We start from the raw sequence: 15,326 nt of genomic DNA, 5'->3' as shown, positions 1-15,326 counted from the left end.
GCTGAACTATGACGGCCATTGCCGCCCGCGATCTGACCCTGAGTTACCAGAATCAGACCATTATTGACGGTCTGGATATTGACCTGCCGCAGGGGAAAATCACGGTGCTGATCGGCAGCAACGGCAGCGGAAAAAGCACGTTGCTGCGATCATTCGCGCGCCTTCTGAAGCCGCAGTCCGGATCGGTCCGCGTCAACGGTCAGGATATTCAGCAGCAGTCGACCGTTGCGGTGGCCCGTGAGCTGGCGATCCTGCCGCAGAACCCGGTAGCCCCGGAAGGGATTAACGTGCGCCAGCTGGTGAGCCTGGGGCGTTACCCCTGGCAGAACTGGTTGCAGCAGTGGTCAGCCCGGGATGAAGCCGAGGTTAATGCCGCTCTGCACGCTACCCATGTTGCAGGGCTTGCCGATCGTCCGGTTGAGGCGCTGTCGGGTGGGCAGCGCCAGCGGGTGTGGATTGCCATGACGCTGGCGCAGGGCACCGATATTCTGCTGCTGGATGAGCCGACGACCTTTCTTGATGTTGCCCACCAGATTGAGGTGCTGGATCTGCTGCGTGACCTGAATCGCCAGCAGAATAAAACCATTGTGATGGTACTCCACGACCTCAATCTGGCCTGTCGTTATGCCGACCATCTGGTCGCTGTGCATCAGCGCGGCGTGGTGGCGGCAGGGGCGCCGCAGGCGATCCTCAGTGAAGCGTTGGTAAAAACCGTGTTTGACCTGAACTGCCGCATTATCGATGATCCATTCTACGGTACACCGCTGGTGATCCCGCTCAGTAAAGAACACGGCTAGCGGGGGCACGCCTGCACGCAGCGTTGCAATGCGCCGCTACAGCCACTGTTTTTATCCCGATCGCAGCGGCTGTTCTGCACATAGCAGCTTTGCTGGCAGGCGCTGTTGTCACGGGCGGCAATAGCGTGGGTGCCGGGAGTGAGCAGGGCAACCAGTAACGCAATAAAGAGTGGCATGATGTGACTCCGTTGGGGTTTTACTCTCAGCGTAATCCACGTATGCCATTACGGAAAGAGGGCTATGCATAAAGGCCGATACCACGCATGTTTGCTCGTCGAAACGACAACCCAATGGTCCAATCTTTCCGTGATGGTCTGCACATTGACTCAGGTCAACGGCAGGTGTTGCTGACATCATTTGCAACCGGGCTAAGGCCAGCTTGGTGCTCGCGGTGGTTTTTAAACCACGACGGCGATCTCCTGTGGGATTGACATCTTTCCGGTGGATCGGTGTTAAGAAAACGCCTGATATAGTGGTAGGATGGGACTGGCGGCTATCAGCGAGAAGCGAACACAAGGATGGATAGAAACAGTTATGTTGGATAATGATTTTTGATATTTCTCAGGCGCAGCGCTGAGCTATTTTTCCAAAACATTTTTTTTCGCCATTTTATGTATATTCTTTTTATCTTTAGAGGTTGTAATGCTGAAAGTCATTGCCGAAGATTTTATAAAACCTGATGGGGTTGAAAAAGTTATGCCTTTGTACCGTGAGCTAATATCGGCCACAAAAAAGGAACCTCTTTGCATCGCTTATGATCTGTATATCGATGAAAAGGATCCGGGGCATTTCATTTTTATAGAGGAATGGCCGGATCGTGCAGCGCTTGAATTGCACTGTGCAAGTGAGCATTTCAGACGGATTGTGCCATTAATTGACCTACATAAGCGCAAAGATGCTCAATACATTCTGATGAATTGCCACGTAACCCCACATATTTTATAAAGTCTATACGATCAATATGTTATGCCGAATTGGTAACACATCTTTTCAACTATTGTCCTGTGCCGCCCCTCTCTTTTTGATGTGAGATTATGTCTACTCCCGGCACAAAGCTGCCCACCATTATGTCATCAGCAATGATTCTGCCTGCAACCAGTGCTCAAAATCGTGCAATGCAGATTCATTGACTGCGGTTTCAACCGATTTGACTAAACAAAATGTCTTTCTCAGTTGTTCTGATTGCGGCCAGGGCGCAACAAGCGACCCGCTGTTAAGCTCTTTTTCGATATAGATGCGAGGCACCATGGCGACCCCTTGTCCTGCTAATACAGCCGCTATCGCCATTTCATGAAGGTCATAGCGGACACCCTGAGCCGGGTTATCAAGGACGATCCCGCTTTGCCCGGCATAATGAGGCCACGCTTCCGGATTCTGCCGTCGGTGAATCCGGGGCAGAGTATTCAACTGACTAAAGATATCCTCGTCTGTTAACAGATCGGGATGGCACGCCGGCACCAGTTTCTCCTCAAAGAGAACGTTCATACGCATGCCTGCCCATGCCGGATGCTCAAAATGAATGGCTGCATCAAAGCCACTCCCGGTGAGAATGAAGGGATCGGTTCTGGCCGCGATATTCAAGGTGATGTCCGGGTATAAAGACTGGAAGCCACTGAGGCGGGGGATAAGCCAGCGGCTGCAAAACGTCGGCAGGACGGCAATTTCCAGCGTTCTGCTGCCTTCGGGCATTCCCATAACGTACTGAGTATCGCGTTCGAGCCGTTCCAGTATTTGCCGCACGTGATGGGCATAGCGAGCCCCCACTGGATTGAGCTTTACCCGGGTTCCCGTACGGTCAAACAGTCTGCAATCGAGCAGAGACTCCAGGCGGGCAATCTGACGGCTGATGGCGCCTTCCGTTAATGACAATTCCTCTGCGGCCCGCGCAAAATTACCGTGCCTGGCGGCGGCCTCAAATGCCTGAAGTGAAGCACTGCTGGGAATTTTTCTGCGCATGAATATGACCTTCTCCAAAAAGGGTGATGAACTGTCAGTGATATAATGTCACTAATGGTTGAGTAAATATCGATTTATTACCGAACTGGCGGCTTGTAGGATGAGTAAAAGTCACTAAGCAGGCTAATGAGCACCTGTTATTTATTCATGCCGAGGTCACTATGAGCAATCCGTCATTACCAGGCCGTCAGATTGGGGATTTTTGGGTGACAGCCCTCAGCGATGGCACGATGTCAGCGAGCCTGGAGTTACTGTCAGGTATTGAGACCGCAGAAGCGGCGGCTATTCAGCATAACGCCCGGATCGCTGAACCCGGCAATATCCATATCAACGGGTACCTTATTCAGGGCAGGGGGCGGACCCTCCTGGTCGATGCTGGTGCGGGAGGTCTGAACAACGTCGGCGGGCAGCTTAAAGAGACGCTTGCTACTGCTGGCGTCAGCCCCGATGACGTGGATACCGTATTACTGACGCACGGTCATCCTGACCATATTGGGGGTCTGTTGGATGCTGAAGGGCAACCGGTATTTAATCAGGCAGAACTTCATCTCCATCCGCTTGAAGCGAGATACTGGCAGGATGATGAAAAACGAAAAATGGCGAATGAACGTGGGCAGCGCAATTTTGATCTGGCCCGCCGAACGTTAGACGCCTATGCCCGTAAAGTGCGCCTGATTGGTAAGGGCGAGGTGGCTGAGGGCATTCTTCCGGAATGGTTGCCGGGTCACACGCCAGGGCATACGGGTTTTCGCATCACTTCAGGCGATGAATGCTTATTGATTTGGGGAGACATCGTCCATTTCCCCCATATCCAGTCAGCACGCCCCGACGTTTCAATTGTCTTTGACTGTGACCCCCTTCAGGCCAGAGAAACACGGGAAAAAATCATGGCTCAGGCGGTAAGAGAAAATCTGCTTATCGCCGGAATGCACTTAGACAGTACGGGATTTGCCAGGGTGTTTAAGGCGGGTGAGGGATACCGAATTGCCTGACCGGAAAATGAATGGGGGGCCACTCTCATCGTGTCTCCCCTCTATTCATGCCAGCAGCGACTGCCAAAAGTAAAGCTGCAGTCGCTAAGCCACAGGCCAGCCAGAGTGTATCTGTCAGGGCCAACCTGTCGACGATCTGGCCCCCGCTCCACGACCCCAGCGCAATTCCTGTATTGAAAACCCCGACATAAAGCGCAGCGGCGATCTCCACGGCACGGGGTGCGGCTTTCATCATCCAGGTCATTAGTCCCACCGAAAGCCCACCGTAAGCCAGCCCCCAGAAGATGAGGACACTGCTACCCCCTGTGACCGATTGCCCGGCGACAATGAACAGTAACGGCGTTAACACCAGCCCTGTCGCAATCGCAGTCAGGGTGAATGCCGTATAGCGCGCTGCGGTGATACCTGCCAGAAAATTACCGCCAATACCGGCGATACCGTAGGCCAACAAGATGGCACCTATCCACTGGGTATCAAATCCTGACACTGAGATCAGTAGTGGGCGTACAAAGGTAAAGGCCACGAAATGGCTTGTTACGAGTAATAACGTCAGGAACAGACCGGTTTGTATTTTGCGGTTGCCAAGCAGGGCGATGAAATGGCTAAGGTTGGCCGAACCCGTAACGGGCAACGCCGGAATGACCGCAAGATGGAATGCCAGCACCAGTGCGCTGAAAATGGCCATGATGCCAAATGCCCAGCGCCAGCCGATGATATCGCCAATAAATGCCCCCAGGGGCACGCCCAATACTGATGCAGCAGCAACACCGCCGAAGATAATGGAGGTGGCCAGGCCAATCGCCTTCTCCGGGACCAGACGCGAGGCAAGCCCGCCGGCGATTGCCCATATTCCCCCCATGCAGAAGCCAACCAGCATCCGGGCTGCGAGCATGACGATCAGGTCAGGGGCAAGCGCGGAGGCAAGGTTTGCCACAACCAGCAATGCCAGCAGGCCACACAGTATCCATCGGCGATCTATTCCACCCGATGCAATGACGATGAATGGCGCGAACAGAGCGGCCAGCAGTGCTGGCAGGGAAATCATCAGACCTGCGCTTCCTGTCGTAATGCTGAGTGTGCCGGCAATGGATGTCAGCAACCCCACCGGCAGCATTTCTGTTGTGACAACAGAGAACGTCGCCAGACCGACCGCGATCACTGGCGTCCAGGTGTGGCGAACAGAGTCCATGGTAGAAAATGTATTCATCATTCAGATCCTAAAGAATGCACCGAACTCAGGCGCGATTATCCTGCTTGTGCAGGGTTAAATGACTTAACAGTGCCATGAGCAGTACAAGGACTCCGGCACCTACGGCGACGTAGAATCCAGCGGGTGATCCATTGCTATCAACCACCTGACCCGCGAGGGCGGCGCCCAGCGCAACGCCCACATTCAGCCCGGCCAGCAGCCAGGTCATGCCTTCTGTTAACTGACTTTCAGAGACCTGGCGTTCAACGAGCGACATGGCCACGATCAGGGTTGGGGCGAAAAAGAGGCCCGCCACCAAGACGGCGGCCGCCAGCGCGGTAAGATGGGTGACCAGTATCAGTGGGACAGTGTTTGTTGCAGTGGCCAGCCCGCCCAGCCACAACAGCCGATGGAGGGGGGTTTTCAGCTTGAGTGAGCCATACAGCAACCCGGACACACACGAACCCACGGCATAGGCTGATAACACCAGGCTGGCTGCCGCCGGGTGCCCCAGCGCTTCGGCCCAGGCGACACTCACGATATCAATCGTGCCGACGATAACGCCCATCGCCACCATCAGCAGCGCCAACAGCCGCACGCTGGTCATCCGGATGACCGAACCTGAGCCAGTCTTGCAACAGGAGACTGCCATGATCGGAGGTTCCGTTCCGCGCTGTATCACCAGTGCAAACACGCCTGAAAACAGCAACAGTGCCGTGAGCAGCAGACCCGCCTGGGGAAACAGCGCGATGGAAAGGCCAATCGAGAGGGGCGGGCCAACAATAAACGTCAGCTCATCGAGCACCGTTTCAAGCGAATAGGCTGTCTGCAAACGCGGCTGGCCCCGGTACAGCGCCGTCCAGCGTGCCCGTACCATGGCCGATATACTGGGCATAAACCCCGCCAGAAATGCACCAAAAAACAGAGCCCAGCTGGCTACACTCCACAAGGAACAGGCGATGAGGATAAAAAAACCCGCGACACTGATAGCCGTAGCCGCAGGCAAAACGCGGTGCTGCCCATAGCGATCCACATATCGGGAGATCTGCGGTGACAGCAGGGCGTAGGTCAGAACAAAGGTCGCGGAAATGGCTCCCGCCAGCGCATAGCCTCCGTACTGCTGCGAAAATAGCGTGATAATTCCGATGCCGGCCATCGGCAACGGGATGCGCGCTAACAGGCCTGCAACGGCAAAATGAGCCGTGCCAGGGGCAGTAAAAAGGTCTCGATACAGATTAGCCATCATCATCTCCGGTAGCATTTGCTTGCCACAACGAGGTGACACAGCGACAATACATACAACGCGTATGAATCCAATCCTATATTCATACGGGGTGTTTGTAAATAATCATTCATGTCGTATGTAAGGAGTAAATTATGGTTCGCCGCACCCGTGCTGAGATGGAAGAGACAAGAGCCACATTGTTAGCCACTGCCCGAAGGGTTTTTTGTGAATATGGCTACGCTGATACCTCAATGGATGATCTGACTGCGCAGGCAGGGTTGACCCGTGGCGCGCTTTATCATCACTTTGGTGACAAGAAAGGATTGCTGGTGGCAGTGGTGGAGCAGATTGATGACGAGATGGATCAGCGTTTGCAGGCGATTTCCACTCATGCAAATGATCCGTGGGAGGGCTTTTGCAACCGCTGTCGGGCTTACCTTGAGATGGCGCTGGAACCTGAATTTCAGCGCATTGTGCTGCGAGATGCTAAAGCGGTGCTGGGCGGTTCTTCACCTGAATCGCAGCGTCATTGCGTGGAATCCATGCGCGGCCTGATTCGCAATCTGATTCAGCAAGGTGTCGTAGACGACGTCGATCCCGAGGGACTGGCTTCGCTGATTTACGGTAGCCTGGCAGAAGCGGCATTCTGGATTGCCGAGGGTGATGAGAGCAATACGCGGTTGACACAAGGCATTACCGCGCTGAACCTGCTACTTCGCGGATTGCGACGGGCGGGCTGAGAGCATGCTGGCACGCGCGGGTAGGGGGGATGCTACGGGAAAACTTTGCTGACGCTAAGCAAGCATGGCGCACAGGGTTCAGGAATAACGCTGTAGCGCCACAGTAGGGCATCGAGAAAATCAGGAACTTTTCTTAATACCACCTTTACCATTTTTGCTTAGCTGGCGAAACGATAAGATCATTGACGATGACGTTCAGGGGCGGGACGAATACCCGCCATCAATGTTTATCAATGATTCGCTTCTGGCCAGTCGGTGTAGCCCTTCGCGCCACCGCCGTAATAGGCTTCTTTCGGCGCGATGGTCAGTTCGGCACCATAACGCAGGCGCTTCACCAGGTCCGGGTTGGAAATAAACAGGCGGCCGAAGGCGACGGCATCAATGATCCCGGCATTACGTCGACTGATGGCCATCTCCAGGTCATAGTTGTTGTTACCGATGAACGGGCCGTCGAACTGGGCGCTCAGCGCATCCATATCCACATCAGCAGGAACTTCACGCGAGGTTGCCGTTGCACCCTCAACAAAGTGCAGATACGCCAGATTAAAGCGATTCAGCTGCTGGATCAGATAGCCATACATCGCCATCACATTGCTGTCCGGTGGCGTGTTACCCGCATCAGGGGTCACCGGTGACAGGCGGATGCCAACGCGTTCATTGCCCCAGATGTTGACGATAGCTTTCGTCACTTCCAGCGTCAGGCGGGCACGGTTTTCAATTGAGCCGCCCCAGGCATCGGTACGGTGGTTAGTGGAATCGCGCAGGAACTGATCGAGCAGGTAACTATTGGCAGAGTGCACTTCAACACCGTCAAACCCGGCGCGTAGGGCGTTTTCTGCCGCATGCTTGTACTGCTCGATAATGCCGGGAATTTCGTCTGTTTCGAGCGCGCGCGGCGTGGAAACCGGAACAAAGCCGTTAACGGTGTAGGTCTGACCTTCAGCTTTGATGGCCGACGGGGCCACCGGACGTTCCCCATCAGGCTGTAGCTCAACGCTGGAGAAACGGCCCACATGCCAGAGCTGGCAGACAATTTTTCCGCCTTGAGCATGAACGGCATCGGTGACTTTCTTCCAGCCTGCAACCTGTTTCTCACTCCAGATCCCAGGCGTAGCCGCGTAGCCACGCCCCTGAGCGGAGATGTTGGTCGCTTCTGAAATAATCAGGCCAGCACTGGCACGCTGCGCATAGTAAGTCGCATGCAGTTCGTCAGGAATACCCTCTTCGCCATAACGGCTGCGGGTTACCGGCGCCATGACAATACGATTCGACAGCTGAAGTTTCCCCATGGCAACGGGTGAAAATAAATCGGTACGGGTGGTGTTATCAGTCATAGATACTCCAAATAGTTGACCAGTCGTCTAGTTAATTGGTGAAAAAAAATGCGGCTATCTGAGCAGCCGCTTGGTCGCATTCATTGCTTTGTCGAATGACGTATCCGGGTCGTGAATTTTTGCCATTAGTGAAGCACCCAGCCAGAGCTGGTAGAGCTCTTCAGCGAGATCTTCTGCATCATCATCACCAGATAATGAGCCATCCTGCTGGCCCTGAAGAATGCATGCCGAAATTCTCGCCACGATGTCGAGGGTTCCTGTCGCCAGTACATTTCGCATGCTGTCATATTGGTCGCACACTTCCGCGCCAAGCTTAACGACAAGGCACTTACTTTCCGGCAGGTCGGCACCCTGTGTCGTTTTCCAGAAGGAAAAATAACGCAGCAGCCGCTCGCGGGCGGGTTGGGCACCGCGCAGTTGTTCATCCACCTGAATAAGGTAGTTGCTGAAATAATGCTCTAACAGCGCCTGAGCAAACTCTTCCTTGGACTGGAAGTAGTAATAAAACGATCCTTTGGGGATCCCGGCGGCTTTAACAATTTCAGCCAGGCCGACGGCGCTGTAGCCTTTGTGAGTAATCAGCGTTCTGGCCACATCAATGATGTGCTGACGCACGTTAGTCGCTTGTTTTTTCATAGTGCGGTTACTGTAAATTAAAAACTGACCAGTCGTCTAGTTTTGTGAGTAGCATTTTGTGCGATCATCTTTTGTTCGCCGGCAGCAGCCCGGTGGCATACTGTCCGATCGTCTTGAGGCTCTGCAGCATCGCGCCGTCTTTAGCTTCAATCGACATCCCTTCCAGCAAGGTGTTGAGAACGGTCGCCAGTGCGGCGGTATTGGTGTCTGCCGGCAGCTGCTTTTCCCGTACAGCCCTGGTGAGTCGCTTCTCGAAGAGATCTTTGCCTTCCTGCCTGAGCACGCTGACCGCCTTAACAACATCGGCGGACTCCTGCGAAACATTGATGGCCGCAAGCACCACCATGCAACCACACGGCGCGGAGGGTGACAGCAGAATATCGGCCGATTCACTGAAGAAATTATCAATGGCCTGGTGAATATTCTCAACCTCTTCCAGCCGTTCCCAGGTCGCTTTCCAGTAAACCTTTTCGTAATAGCTCACGGCTTCCAGAAACAGTTTCGCTTTATTACCGAAGGCGGAGTAAAGGCTGGGCGGATTGATCTCCATCGCTTCACATAGCTCGGCGACCGATGCTGGCTCAAATCCTTTTCGCCAGAAGATATCCAGTGCGCGGAGCAGGGCTTTATCACGATCAAAACTTCTCGGTCTGCCCTTGGGCTTTCCGCTGGCTGTGTTGACACCTGGCATTTTCATTTCTGGGTTCTCAATCTATCGCTTGACACTTTACATAGTGATCACTATACAATAATAACATTACTTAGTGAACACTACAAAAATAGGGCCGGCACGTGAACGTCACCGTGCTGGGTCTGGTGCTCCTTTATCTGCTGCAGCGATGCATCAGGCAAAAGACGGGTATCTGAACGGATACCCGGTTTATCACTACGGAGAAAGAAGATGAGCGAAATAACTTACGTGCAGGATTACAACGCCATTGTGGCTGTACTTAATCAGTACAACGAAGGCGGTAAACAGGCTAAGAGCGAGATCATGAAGCCCGCTTTTAGTGAACAGGCCACCATTTTTGGCGCTGACGGTGATGGTAACCTCACCGGTGGCCCCATTCAGGGGTTGTTCGACGTTATTGACCGCAATTTCCGTCCTTCTCCTGAGGCGAAGGCCGCTATCGTACGCGTGGATATCGTCGGAACCGCAGCCAGCGCACGCATTGATACCGATGACATTTCAGGCTTTCGCTTCACCGACTTTTTCAATCTTCTGAAGGTGAATGGCAGCTGGACCGTGGTCAGCAAGATTTACCACACCCACGTCGCACCCTGATATCCATTTGGTCAGCTCACTGATGCAGCCCGCAAGCACTACCGGACTCGTCGGTAGCCATGTGCTGGAGCTGGCACTGGCCAGCTCAGCCATGTGTACGGTGAGCCTGATTCCGCTGACGGGAAAAGAGGAAACGGTCATTGTGTGGCAGGCCAGTTTTGAAGCCCGCTCGCGCGATGAAACGCAAAAGATGGAAGACGTCGTTATGCATCTCATCATGTCAGGGCATAACAGCCTGGCTGATTATCTACAGCAACAGTGAATCCTGAGGAGACCGTCTGAAAATGAACGATTACATCCAGCCTGTTGAACTGGCAAAGGCATATCGTCTGATTAATCATGGCCCGACAACGCTGGTTTCGGCGCAGCATGACGGAACGGAAAACGTCATGGCTGCGTCATGGGTTTGTGCGCTGGATTATGGGCCAGCGCGATTGACCGTTGTCCTTGATAAGGCGACCTTTACCCGCGGGCTGATTGAGCAGAGCGGGCACTTTATGATTCAGGTACCGATCGCATCACAGGCTCCGCTGGTGTATCAACTGGGCTCACAATCCCTGTTCAGCGATAAGGACAAACTGGCCCGTTCAGGCGTGACGCTTTTTCACCTTCCTGACGTAGATGCACCACTGGTTTCAGGATGCGCAGCCTGGCTTTATTGCGAGCTTATCCCCGAAGAGCATAACCAGCAGGCCTATGATTTGTTTATTGGCGAAATCAAGGCTGCGTGGGCTGACACGCGCATTTTCAGGGACGGACACTGGCAGTTTGAGCACGCCTCTTCAGACTGGCGAAGCCTGCACTACATCGCCGGCGGACATTTCTACACCACCGGCGAGGTGCTTGAGGTGCCGGATGTACCCTCAGATACCCCAGGCGCCCCTCAGGGCTGAAAATGCATGTGATATCCGTCACAACTTACCTCTCTTCTGGCCACGCGGTTCATGCATGGCCAAAGAATACGTTTTTCGATGCGGGTGATGTTCCGCCTAAAGTAGAGTATTCGTTGAGTGAGGAAGGTCGTGAGCTCAATTATTTGTTTTCCACTCTGTCCCAGTCAATTAATAACTGTTTCATAATCATTAAATATTTTCATCAACAGGACCCTTGGTATTTCCTTTGCAGAGATTCTGAAACGAGTGCTCAGGCGCGAGGCAATCACAGCGGATGTAAGTTTGTTACCGTTATAGGCGATGGTCATCTGCTTGCCGATGTTCTGTCGGGTCAGGGTCGATAATTTCTTCCCACATTCATCGCTGAATTTCATGATTATATTCTCATTACCCACTTCATCCGTCTCAACATATTGAATGGACTCTACACATTCAGAGTCGAAGGAAGTATTTTCCCCTGAGACCGAAAAATCAAAGTCTCCTTTTGCTGCAACCGATGTCAATGGGATGAGTGCTACGATTAACAACGCCCCAGATTTGATATACATTCTCATCTCCTTTTTTTGGCGAGGATTATAGATTAATCCTTATGAAACACAGCCTGTCTGCTTCCCATAAATTAGCCTATCGCAATGTAAGCAACATCCGCTCCTGGCACGGTGAACGGTCTCGGAAACATTAAGGTCCGCTGTGAGCGAGAAGCAAAGGTTCTGGTTGCTACTTAGAGTAGGATAAGATGTCGAGGTTAGCCGTGGTGATATCTGAAGAAGGGCTATTGAAGGGCGTTAAACATTTGCCGTCTGGCCGCTATCGCAGGCCGCAAGATCATGCTTTGGCACAGAGCAGTGCCAACTGAGCACCCAATACGCCAAGGATAGGTTGAAATATAACATCTCCAAAGCGCCTTGACGGGCAATACACTAGAGCGTCAATGACTAACAAAAATCTATGGATATAAACCTTCTTGGCTTTATGCCAGCGTTACTCCCTGTTGCACTGTCCCCCGGAGCAAGCTTCACTCTTGTTATGAGTGGTGCTCTGGCAGGCGGTCAAAGAGGATTGTTCAGGACTCTTGCCGGAACGGCTTTGGGCATTTACACCCATGCAGTTCTAATAGGCCTTGGGATAACCGCTGTGCTCATCTCGTCTCCAGAAACTTTTGCTGTGTTGAACGTTTTTGGTACCGCCTATCTGCTTTGGTTAGGGGTGATGCTCATTCGCAACGGCATAAGGGCAAATCCAGGAGGGTTTGCTGATGCAAAGCATTCTGTGACGTTAAGAGAGGCCTGGATAGCCAATGTTTTGAATCCTAAAGCCATTATTTTCTATCTGACTGTCGTTTCGCAGTTCGCAGGGATACAGGGAGGCGTTTGCAACTATCTGACACTGGCGTCAGTACATGTCGTGGTTATGTGCATTTGGCTTTACGCCGTCAGTCAAACACTGATCTTTTCAGTTAAAAAAGCCAACCCAACAATGCTCAAAAAATACGTCAACATTGCCGGCGGAATGTTGCTTATTGTTTTTTCTCTGCACAGCCTGATCCCGTAATTCATCACTTATAGCGACAACGGCCGCTCCTGTCACCTGGATGCCGAGGGTAAGGCTTGAAGGGCAGCGGAGAGCGAGGAGCGGAAGTTATGCCTGAGCGCTAACGGTTCACTCTTCATATCAGTCAGCGCGATCAGAAAAACTACGCGTGGGCGATTGCCCGGCCTGATATCTACAACTACAGTCAAAAGTAAACATAACAAGCGTTCATAATGCCCGGCCACGAGCCCTTTGAGAGTACAAGTTCTGCTTTTAGCAGAAAACAGCGGAGGTGAATGAGATGGTTGATGAAAACATGCGAATTACGGACAGTCATGAGCTTGAGAAACTTTACGGTGCGGTCGCAAAATCTTCTTTAACGAACGTGACAGACCATATTCATCCTGCCTACCGACCCTTTATCTACCGCTCATTCTGAACTCGATAGCTCTGCCATCATCAAACTGCATGAGTGCAATCGCACCGGGACTGTTAAATAATGAACTGGTCATGATATATCACTCAATTTCTGATGCATGTAATCAATGAGCGCTCGTGTTTTAGCGGGCAAGTAACGTCGATCTGAATAAAGTGCAAACAATTGCAATGGGGCTGCCGATTGTTCACACGCAATCTCAATTAACCGTCCATCGTTAATGTAGGGCTGGCAGGCTTGTTTCGATAGAATGGCAAAACCGACACCTGATACCGCCGCTCGTCCTGCCATCTCTCCACTGTTTACCCGATAATGCGCTTTAACCTTGATTGTCTCGAATCCCCCCTTTTTATTGACAAACTGCCAGGGTGCACCCTTCAGTGCACTTACTGTTGTGATACAGGGTAATTCTTCAAATTGCTGGATCTGGGTAGGGGTGCCATAACGCTGAATGACGGAGGGGGCTGCGACAATGGTGCAAGGGATAGTCACCAGATGACGGGCTATGTAGTCACTGTCATCCATCTGACCACGGGTAATAATGATCGCTAAATCCAGATCATCTCGCAGGGATTCGAAACCTGACAAATTTGTGACGCAGCTGATCTCCAGGTCCGGATACTGGCAGGCAAAATCGGCAATAACAGAACCCAGTAATGCAGGACCGACTTCATTGGGGATACAGAGACGTAGTGGACCCTTGAATTGCATCTGCCTCAAGGTTAATTCTGTCTCAGTTTGCTCCAGGGCCTCCAGTAATGGTTTTGCCCGGATATAGAGTAAGTGCCCCGCCTGGGTGAGTTTCATATGTCGGGTACTGCGTTCAATGAGCTGAAGATTCAGTTTTTCTTCTAACTGAGAAATACAACGACTCACATTTGATGTCGGCATTTCAAGGACTTTCGCTGCCCCAACAAAACTTTCTCTTTCAACCACAGCAATGAACACTTTCAGGGTATTAAAATCAAGAGCTGAACGCATTAACTATCCCACATATGATAACAATCAATGCCATTTTTACCATCTAATGAACAACAATGATAGCAGTTAAACTCGGATATCTTTCAACTACAGGTTGCTTGCTATGCCACTGGTCACACAGATGTTTAATCATAAAGCCCTTATGCGGATAGCCTTTGTAATGGCTTTTATCCAGTTCACGAATGCGCTGGAATATATGATGTTCAATCCTGTTTTTGCTTTTATGGCGGCAGATTTCGCTGTTCCCGTAACATTCTCCGGCTATGTATCCGGTATGTACACATCGGGTGCTGTCATTTCGGGAGTAATCGCCTTTTACTGGATTGATCGTTTCAATAAGAAACATTTTTTAATCGCCAATATGGCACTCTTAGGCCTACTGACGCTTTTTGCGACATTTACCTCCAGTTTTAGTCTTCTGCTTACGCTACGATTCTGTGCAGGATTGGTTGGCGGTACGACAATGGGGGTGGGTATCAGTATCTTGATAAATAACGCGCCGACTAACGTGCGCGGGAAAATGTTGGCGACGGTAATTGCGTCATTTTCGATGGTAAGCATTGTAGGAATGCCCACTATATTATTCTTGTGTACGCATTATGGTTGGCATGTCGCTTTGTGGTTAATAAGCATTCTGTGTTTGTTGGCGTTGCCATTGATTGTATCCATCATTCCCCACGAACCCGTCTCTTTAGACAGGCTCCACGCGCAACCTATCGATGTGGATACTTTGCTGTTCGCCTCCAGTAATGCGCTTGTGCAGTTTAGTCCAATGCTGGTTATTCCTGTTATGGTGCCCTTACTGATACAGCAGTTGGGCGCTTCACAAGACCTTTTGCCCTGGTTGTTCTTCGGCGGGGGGGTTACAGGTTACTTGTCCACAAAAATGACAGGCGTGTTAACCTTGCGTTTTTCTGCTTTGATTCTGGCGACAGGGTCAACGATAGTCTTTATATTGAGTCTGTTATTACCATTCATGGGCTATCAGCATGCGGCGTTGTTTATTACTTTATTTCTCGGTGCATCATACAGCCGTCTGGTTTCATCTTCGGCAGTGTCTATTCAGTATCCTGATGACAGGCAACGCGCTGGATTTTCTTCATTACAGACATCGATAATGTATCTGATTACCACCGTCGCATTTTTCCTGTCTGCTTTTCTATTACCCGATTACGGCATGGCACCCCAAAATCTGAATACGTTGTTGGCGGTATGTGCAATTTCCGCATCAGGGTTCCCAATCATCGTGATCATTCTGCAAAAGAAACTGGCTAAACGTAATATCCGGCCAGATGATCTCATCACTGATTAGCATAACTTCCGCTCCTGGCA

At 51.7% G+C, this 15,326-nt stretch carries 18 protein-coding genes; 9 read left to right on the top strand and 9 right to left on the bottom strand.

All coding sequences use genetic code 11. From position 1 onward, the window contains the following. Positions 1-8: 8 nt before the first annotated feature. Entirely contained in the window at positions 9-797 is a 789-nt protein-coding gene (locus LJN55_RS12070) for an ABC transporter ATP-binding protein (protein ID WP_159336624.1), read from the top strand. Here LJN55_RS12070 and LJN55_RS12065 read toward each other — a convergent pair. Continuing rightward, positions 794-973, bottom strand: coding sequence for a hypothetical protein (locus LJN55_RS12065; protein ID WP_227534523.1), 180 nt, complete (start codon positions 971-973; stop codon positions 794-796). The two genes, LJN55_RS12070 and LJN55_RS12065, sit on opposite strands and share 4 nt — an antisense overlap. A 466-nt stretch (positions 974-1,439) precedes the next feature. Between LJN55_RS12065 and LJN55_RS12060 the strand changes: the two genes are divergently transcribed. Beyond that, on the top strand, positions 1,440-1,742 hold the full coding sequence (locus LJN55_RS12060) for a putative quinol monooxygenase (RefSeq protein ID WP_227534522.1): 303 nt from the start codon (positions 1,440-1,442) through the stop codon (positions 1,740-1,742). A 120-nt stretch (positions 1,743-1,862) separates the two neighbouring features. Here LJN55_RS12060 and LJN55_RS12055 read toward each other — a convergent pair whose 3' ends face one another. After that, positions 1,863-2,753 (bottom strand): LysR substrate-binding domain-containing protein, encoded by an 891-nt coding sequence (locus LJN55_RS12055; RefSeq protein WP_133842014.1) that lies wholly within the window; start codon positions 2,751-2,753, stop codon positions 1,863-1,865. A gap of 161 nt (positions 2,754-2,914) precedes the next feature. On the opposite strand from LJN55_RS12055, the gene LJN55_RS12050 reads away from it, so the two are divergent. Beyond that, positions 2,915-3,745: an MBL fold metallo-hydrolase gene (locus LJN55_RS12050; RefSeq protein ID WP_133842015.1), complete on the top strand. Its 831-nt coding sequence runs from the start codon at positions 2,915-2,917 to the stop codon at positions 3,743-3,745. A gap of 25 nt (positions 3,746-3,770) precedes the next feature. Here the strand turns inward: LJN55_RS12050 and LJN55_RS12045 are convergent, their stop codons facing one another. Beyond that, positions 3,771-4,952 carry an MFS transporter gene (locus LJN55_RS12045; protein WP_227536389.1) on the bottom strand — a complete coding sequence of 394 codons (1,182 nt, stop codon included), beginning with the start codon at positions 4,950-4,952 and terminating at the stop codon, positions 3,771-3,773. A gap of 28 nt (positions 4,953-4,980) precedes the next feature. Continuing rightward, entirely contained in the window at positions 4,981-6,177 is a 1,197-nt protein-coding gene (locus LJN55_RS12040; protein ID WP_227534521.1) for an MFS transporter, read from the bottom strand. 134 nt (positions 6,178-6,311) lie between these two features. Here LJN55_RS12040 and LJN55_RS12035 point away from each other — a divergent pair, with 134 nt between their 5' ends. Beyond that, entirely contained in the window at positions 6,312-6,899 is a 588-nt protein-coding gene (locus LJN55_RS12035) for a TetR/AcrR family transcriptional regulator (RefSeq protein ID WP_159336628.1), read from the top strand. 230 nt (positions 6,900-7,129) lie between these two features. Here the strand turns inward: LJN55_RS12035 and LJN55_RS12030 are convergent, their stop codons facing one another. From LJN55_RS12030 to LJN55_RS12020, 3 genes are all read right to left on the bottom strand, one after another. Next, the gene (locus LJN55_RS12030; protein WP_227534520.1) at positions 7,130-8,233 is read right to left on the bottom strand and encodes an alkene reductase; all 1,104 of its coding nucleotides are present in this window, start codon (positions 8,231-8,233) and stop codon (positions 7,130-7,132) included. A 54-nt stretch (positions 8,234-8,287) separates the two neighbouring features. Continuing rightward, on the bottom strand, positions 8,288-8,869 hold the full coding sequence (locus LJN55_RS12025) for a TetR/AcrR family transcriptional regulator (protein ID WP_227534519.1): 582 nt from the start codon (positions 8,867-8,869) through the stop codon (positions 8,288-8,290). A gap of 64 nt (positions 8,870-8,933) precedes the next feature. After that, positions 8,934-9,566 (bottom strand): TetR/AcrR family transcriptional regulator, encoded by a 633-nt coding sequence (locus LJN55_RS12020; RefSeq protein WP_227534518.1) that lies wholly within the window; start codon positions 9,564-9,566, stop codon positions 8,934-8,936. 204 nt (positions 9,567-9,770) lie between these two features. On the opposite strand from LJN55_RS12020, the gene LJN55_RS12015 reads away from it, so the two are divergent. Genes LJN55_RS12015 through LJN55_RS12005 form a run of 3 tightly spaced genes read left to right on the top strand, consistent with a single transcriptional unit; the run spans position 9,771 to position 11,047 of the window. After that, a complete protein-coding gene (locus tag LJN55_RS12015) occupies positions 9,771-10,154 on the top strand; it encodes a nuclear transport factor 2 family protein (protein ID WP_227534517.1) in 384 nt (127 codons plus the stop codon). Between the two features lie 7 nt (positions 10,155-10,161). Further along, on the top strand, positions 10,162-10,416 hold the full coding sequence (locus LJN55_RS12010; RefSeq protein ID WP_227534516.1) for a hypothetical protein: 255 nt from the start codon (positions 10,162-10,164) through the stop codon (positions 10,414-10,416). Between the two features lie 22 nt (positions 10,417-10,438). Beyond that, a complete protein-coding gene (locus LJN55_RS12005) occupies positions 10,439-11,047 on the top strand; it encodes a flavin reductase family protein (protein ID WP_227534515.1) in 609 nt (202 codons plus the stop codon). A 164-nt stretch (positions 11,048-11,211) separates the two neighbouring features. Here the strand turns inward: LJN55_RS12005 and LJN55_RS12000 are convergent, their stop codons facing one another. Then, on the bottom strand, positions 11,212-11,595 hold the full coding sequence (locus LJN55_RS12000) for a SecDF P1 head subdomain-containing protein (RefSeq protein ID WP_227534514.1): 384 nt from the start codon (positions 11,593-11,595) through the stop codon (positions 11,212-11,214). Between the two features lie 400 nt (positions 11,596-11,995). Here LJN55_RS12000 and LJN55_RS11995 point away from each other — a divergent pair, with 400 nt between their 5' ends. Further along, entirely contained in the window at positions 11,996-12,598 is a 603-nt protein-coding gene (locus LJN55_RS11995; RefSeq protein WP_159336640.1) for a LysE family translocator, read from the top strand. Between the two features lie 487 nt (positions 12,599-13,085). Here the strand turns inward: LJN55_RS11995 and LJN55_RS11990 are convergent, their stop codons facing one another. Next, positions 13,086-13,994, bottom strand: a complete 909-nt coding sequence (locus tag LJN55_RS11990; protein ID WP_133842027.1) for a LysR family transcriptional regulator — start codon at positions 13,992-13,994, stop codon at positions 13,086-13,088. 103 nt (positions 13,995-14,097) lie between these two features. On the opposite strand from LJN55_RS11990, the gene LJN55_RS11985 reads away from it, so the two are divergent. Beyond that, positions 14,098-15,306 carry an MFS transporter gene (locus LJN55_RS11985; RefSeq protein ID WP_227534513.1) on the top strand — a complete coding sequence of 403 codons (1,209 nt, stop codon included), beginning with the start codon at positions 14,098-14,100 and terminating at the stop codon, positions 15,304-15,306. Positions 15,307-15,326 lie beyond the last annotated feature (20 nt).

The organism is Erwinia rhapontici (assembly GCF_020683125.1).
Classification (GTDB): Bacteria; Pseudomonadota; Gammaproteobacteria; order Enterobacterales; family Enterobacteriaceae; genus Erwinia; species Erwinia rhapontici.
This window is presented reverse-complemented; position numbering and strand designations above follow the sequence as displayed.

Bases quoted from the DNA above. Each gene is read 5' to 3' on its own strand.
- LJN55_RS12070 (WP_159336624.1), top strand. From the start codon at position 9: ATGACGGCCATTGCCGCCCGCGATCTGACCCTGAGTTACCAGAATCAG.
- LJN55_RS12065 (WP_227534523.1), bottom strand. From the start codon at position 973: ATGCCACTCTTTATTGCGTTACTGGTTGCCCTGCTCACTCCCGGCACC.
- LJN55_RS12060 (WP_227534522.1), top strand. From the start codon at position 1,440: ATGCTGAAAGTCATTGCCGAAGATTTTATAAAACCTGATGGGGTTGAA.
- LJN55_RS12055 (WP_133842014.1), bottom strand. From the start codon at position 2,753: ATGCGCAGAAAAATTCCCAGCAGTGCTTCACTTCAGGCATTTGAGGCC.
- LJN55_RS12050 (WP_133842015.1), top strand. From the start codon at position 2,915: ATGAGCAATCCGTCATTACCAGGCCGTCAGATTGGGGATTTTTGGGTG.
- LJN55_RS12045 (WP_227536389.1), bottom strand. From the start codon at position 4,952: ATGAATACATTTTCTACCATGGACTCTGTTCGCCACACCTGGACGCCA.
- LJN55_RS12040 (WP_227534521.1), bottom strand. From the start codon at position 6,177: ATGGCTAATCTGTATCGAGACCTTTTTACTGCCCCTGGCACGGCTCAT.
- LJN55_RS12035 (WP_159336628.1), top strand. From the start codon at position 6,312: ATGGTTCGCCGCACCCGTGCTGAGATGGAAGAGACAAGAGCCACATTG.
- LJN55_RS12030 (WP_227534520.1), bottom strand. From the start codon at position 8,233: ATGACTGATAACACCACCCGTACCGATTTATTTTCACCCGTTGCCATG.
- LJN55_RS12025 (WP_227534519.1), bottom strand. From the start codon at position 8,869: ATGAAAAAACAAGCGACTAACGTGCGTCAGCACATCATTGATGTGGCC.
- LJN55_RS12020 (WP_227534518.1), bottom strand. From the start codon at position 9,566: ATGAAAATGCCAGGTGTCAACACAGCCAGCGGAAAGCCCAAGGGCAGA.
- LJN55_RS12015 (WP_227534517.1), top strand. From the start codon at position 9,771: ATGAGCGAAATAACTTACGTGCAGGATTACAACGCCATTGTGGCTGTA.
- LJN55_RS12005 (WP_227534515.1), top strand. From the start codon at position 10,439: ATGAACGATTACATCCAGCCTGTTGAACTGGCAAAGGCATATCGTCTG.
- LJN55_RS12000 (WP_227534514.1), bottom strand. From the start codon at position 11,595: ATGTATATCAAATCTGGGGCGTTGTTAATCGTAGCACTCATCCCATTG.
- LJN55_RS11995 (WP_159336640.1), top strand. From the start codon at position 11,996: ATGGATATAAACCTTCTTGGCTTTATGCCAGCGTTACTCCCTGTTGCA.
- LJN55_RS11990 (WP_133842027.1), bottom strand. From the start codon at position 13,994: ATGCGTTCAGCTCTTGATTTTAATACCCTGAAAGTGTTCATTGCTGTG.
- LJN55_RS11985 (WP_227534513.1), top strand. From the start codon at position 14,098: ATGCCACTGGTCACACAGATGTTTAATCATAAAGCCCTTATGCGGATA.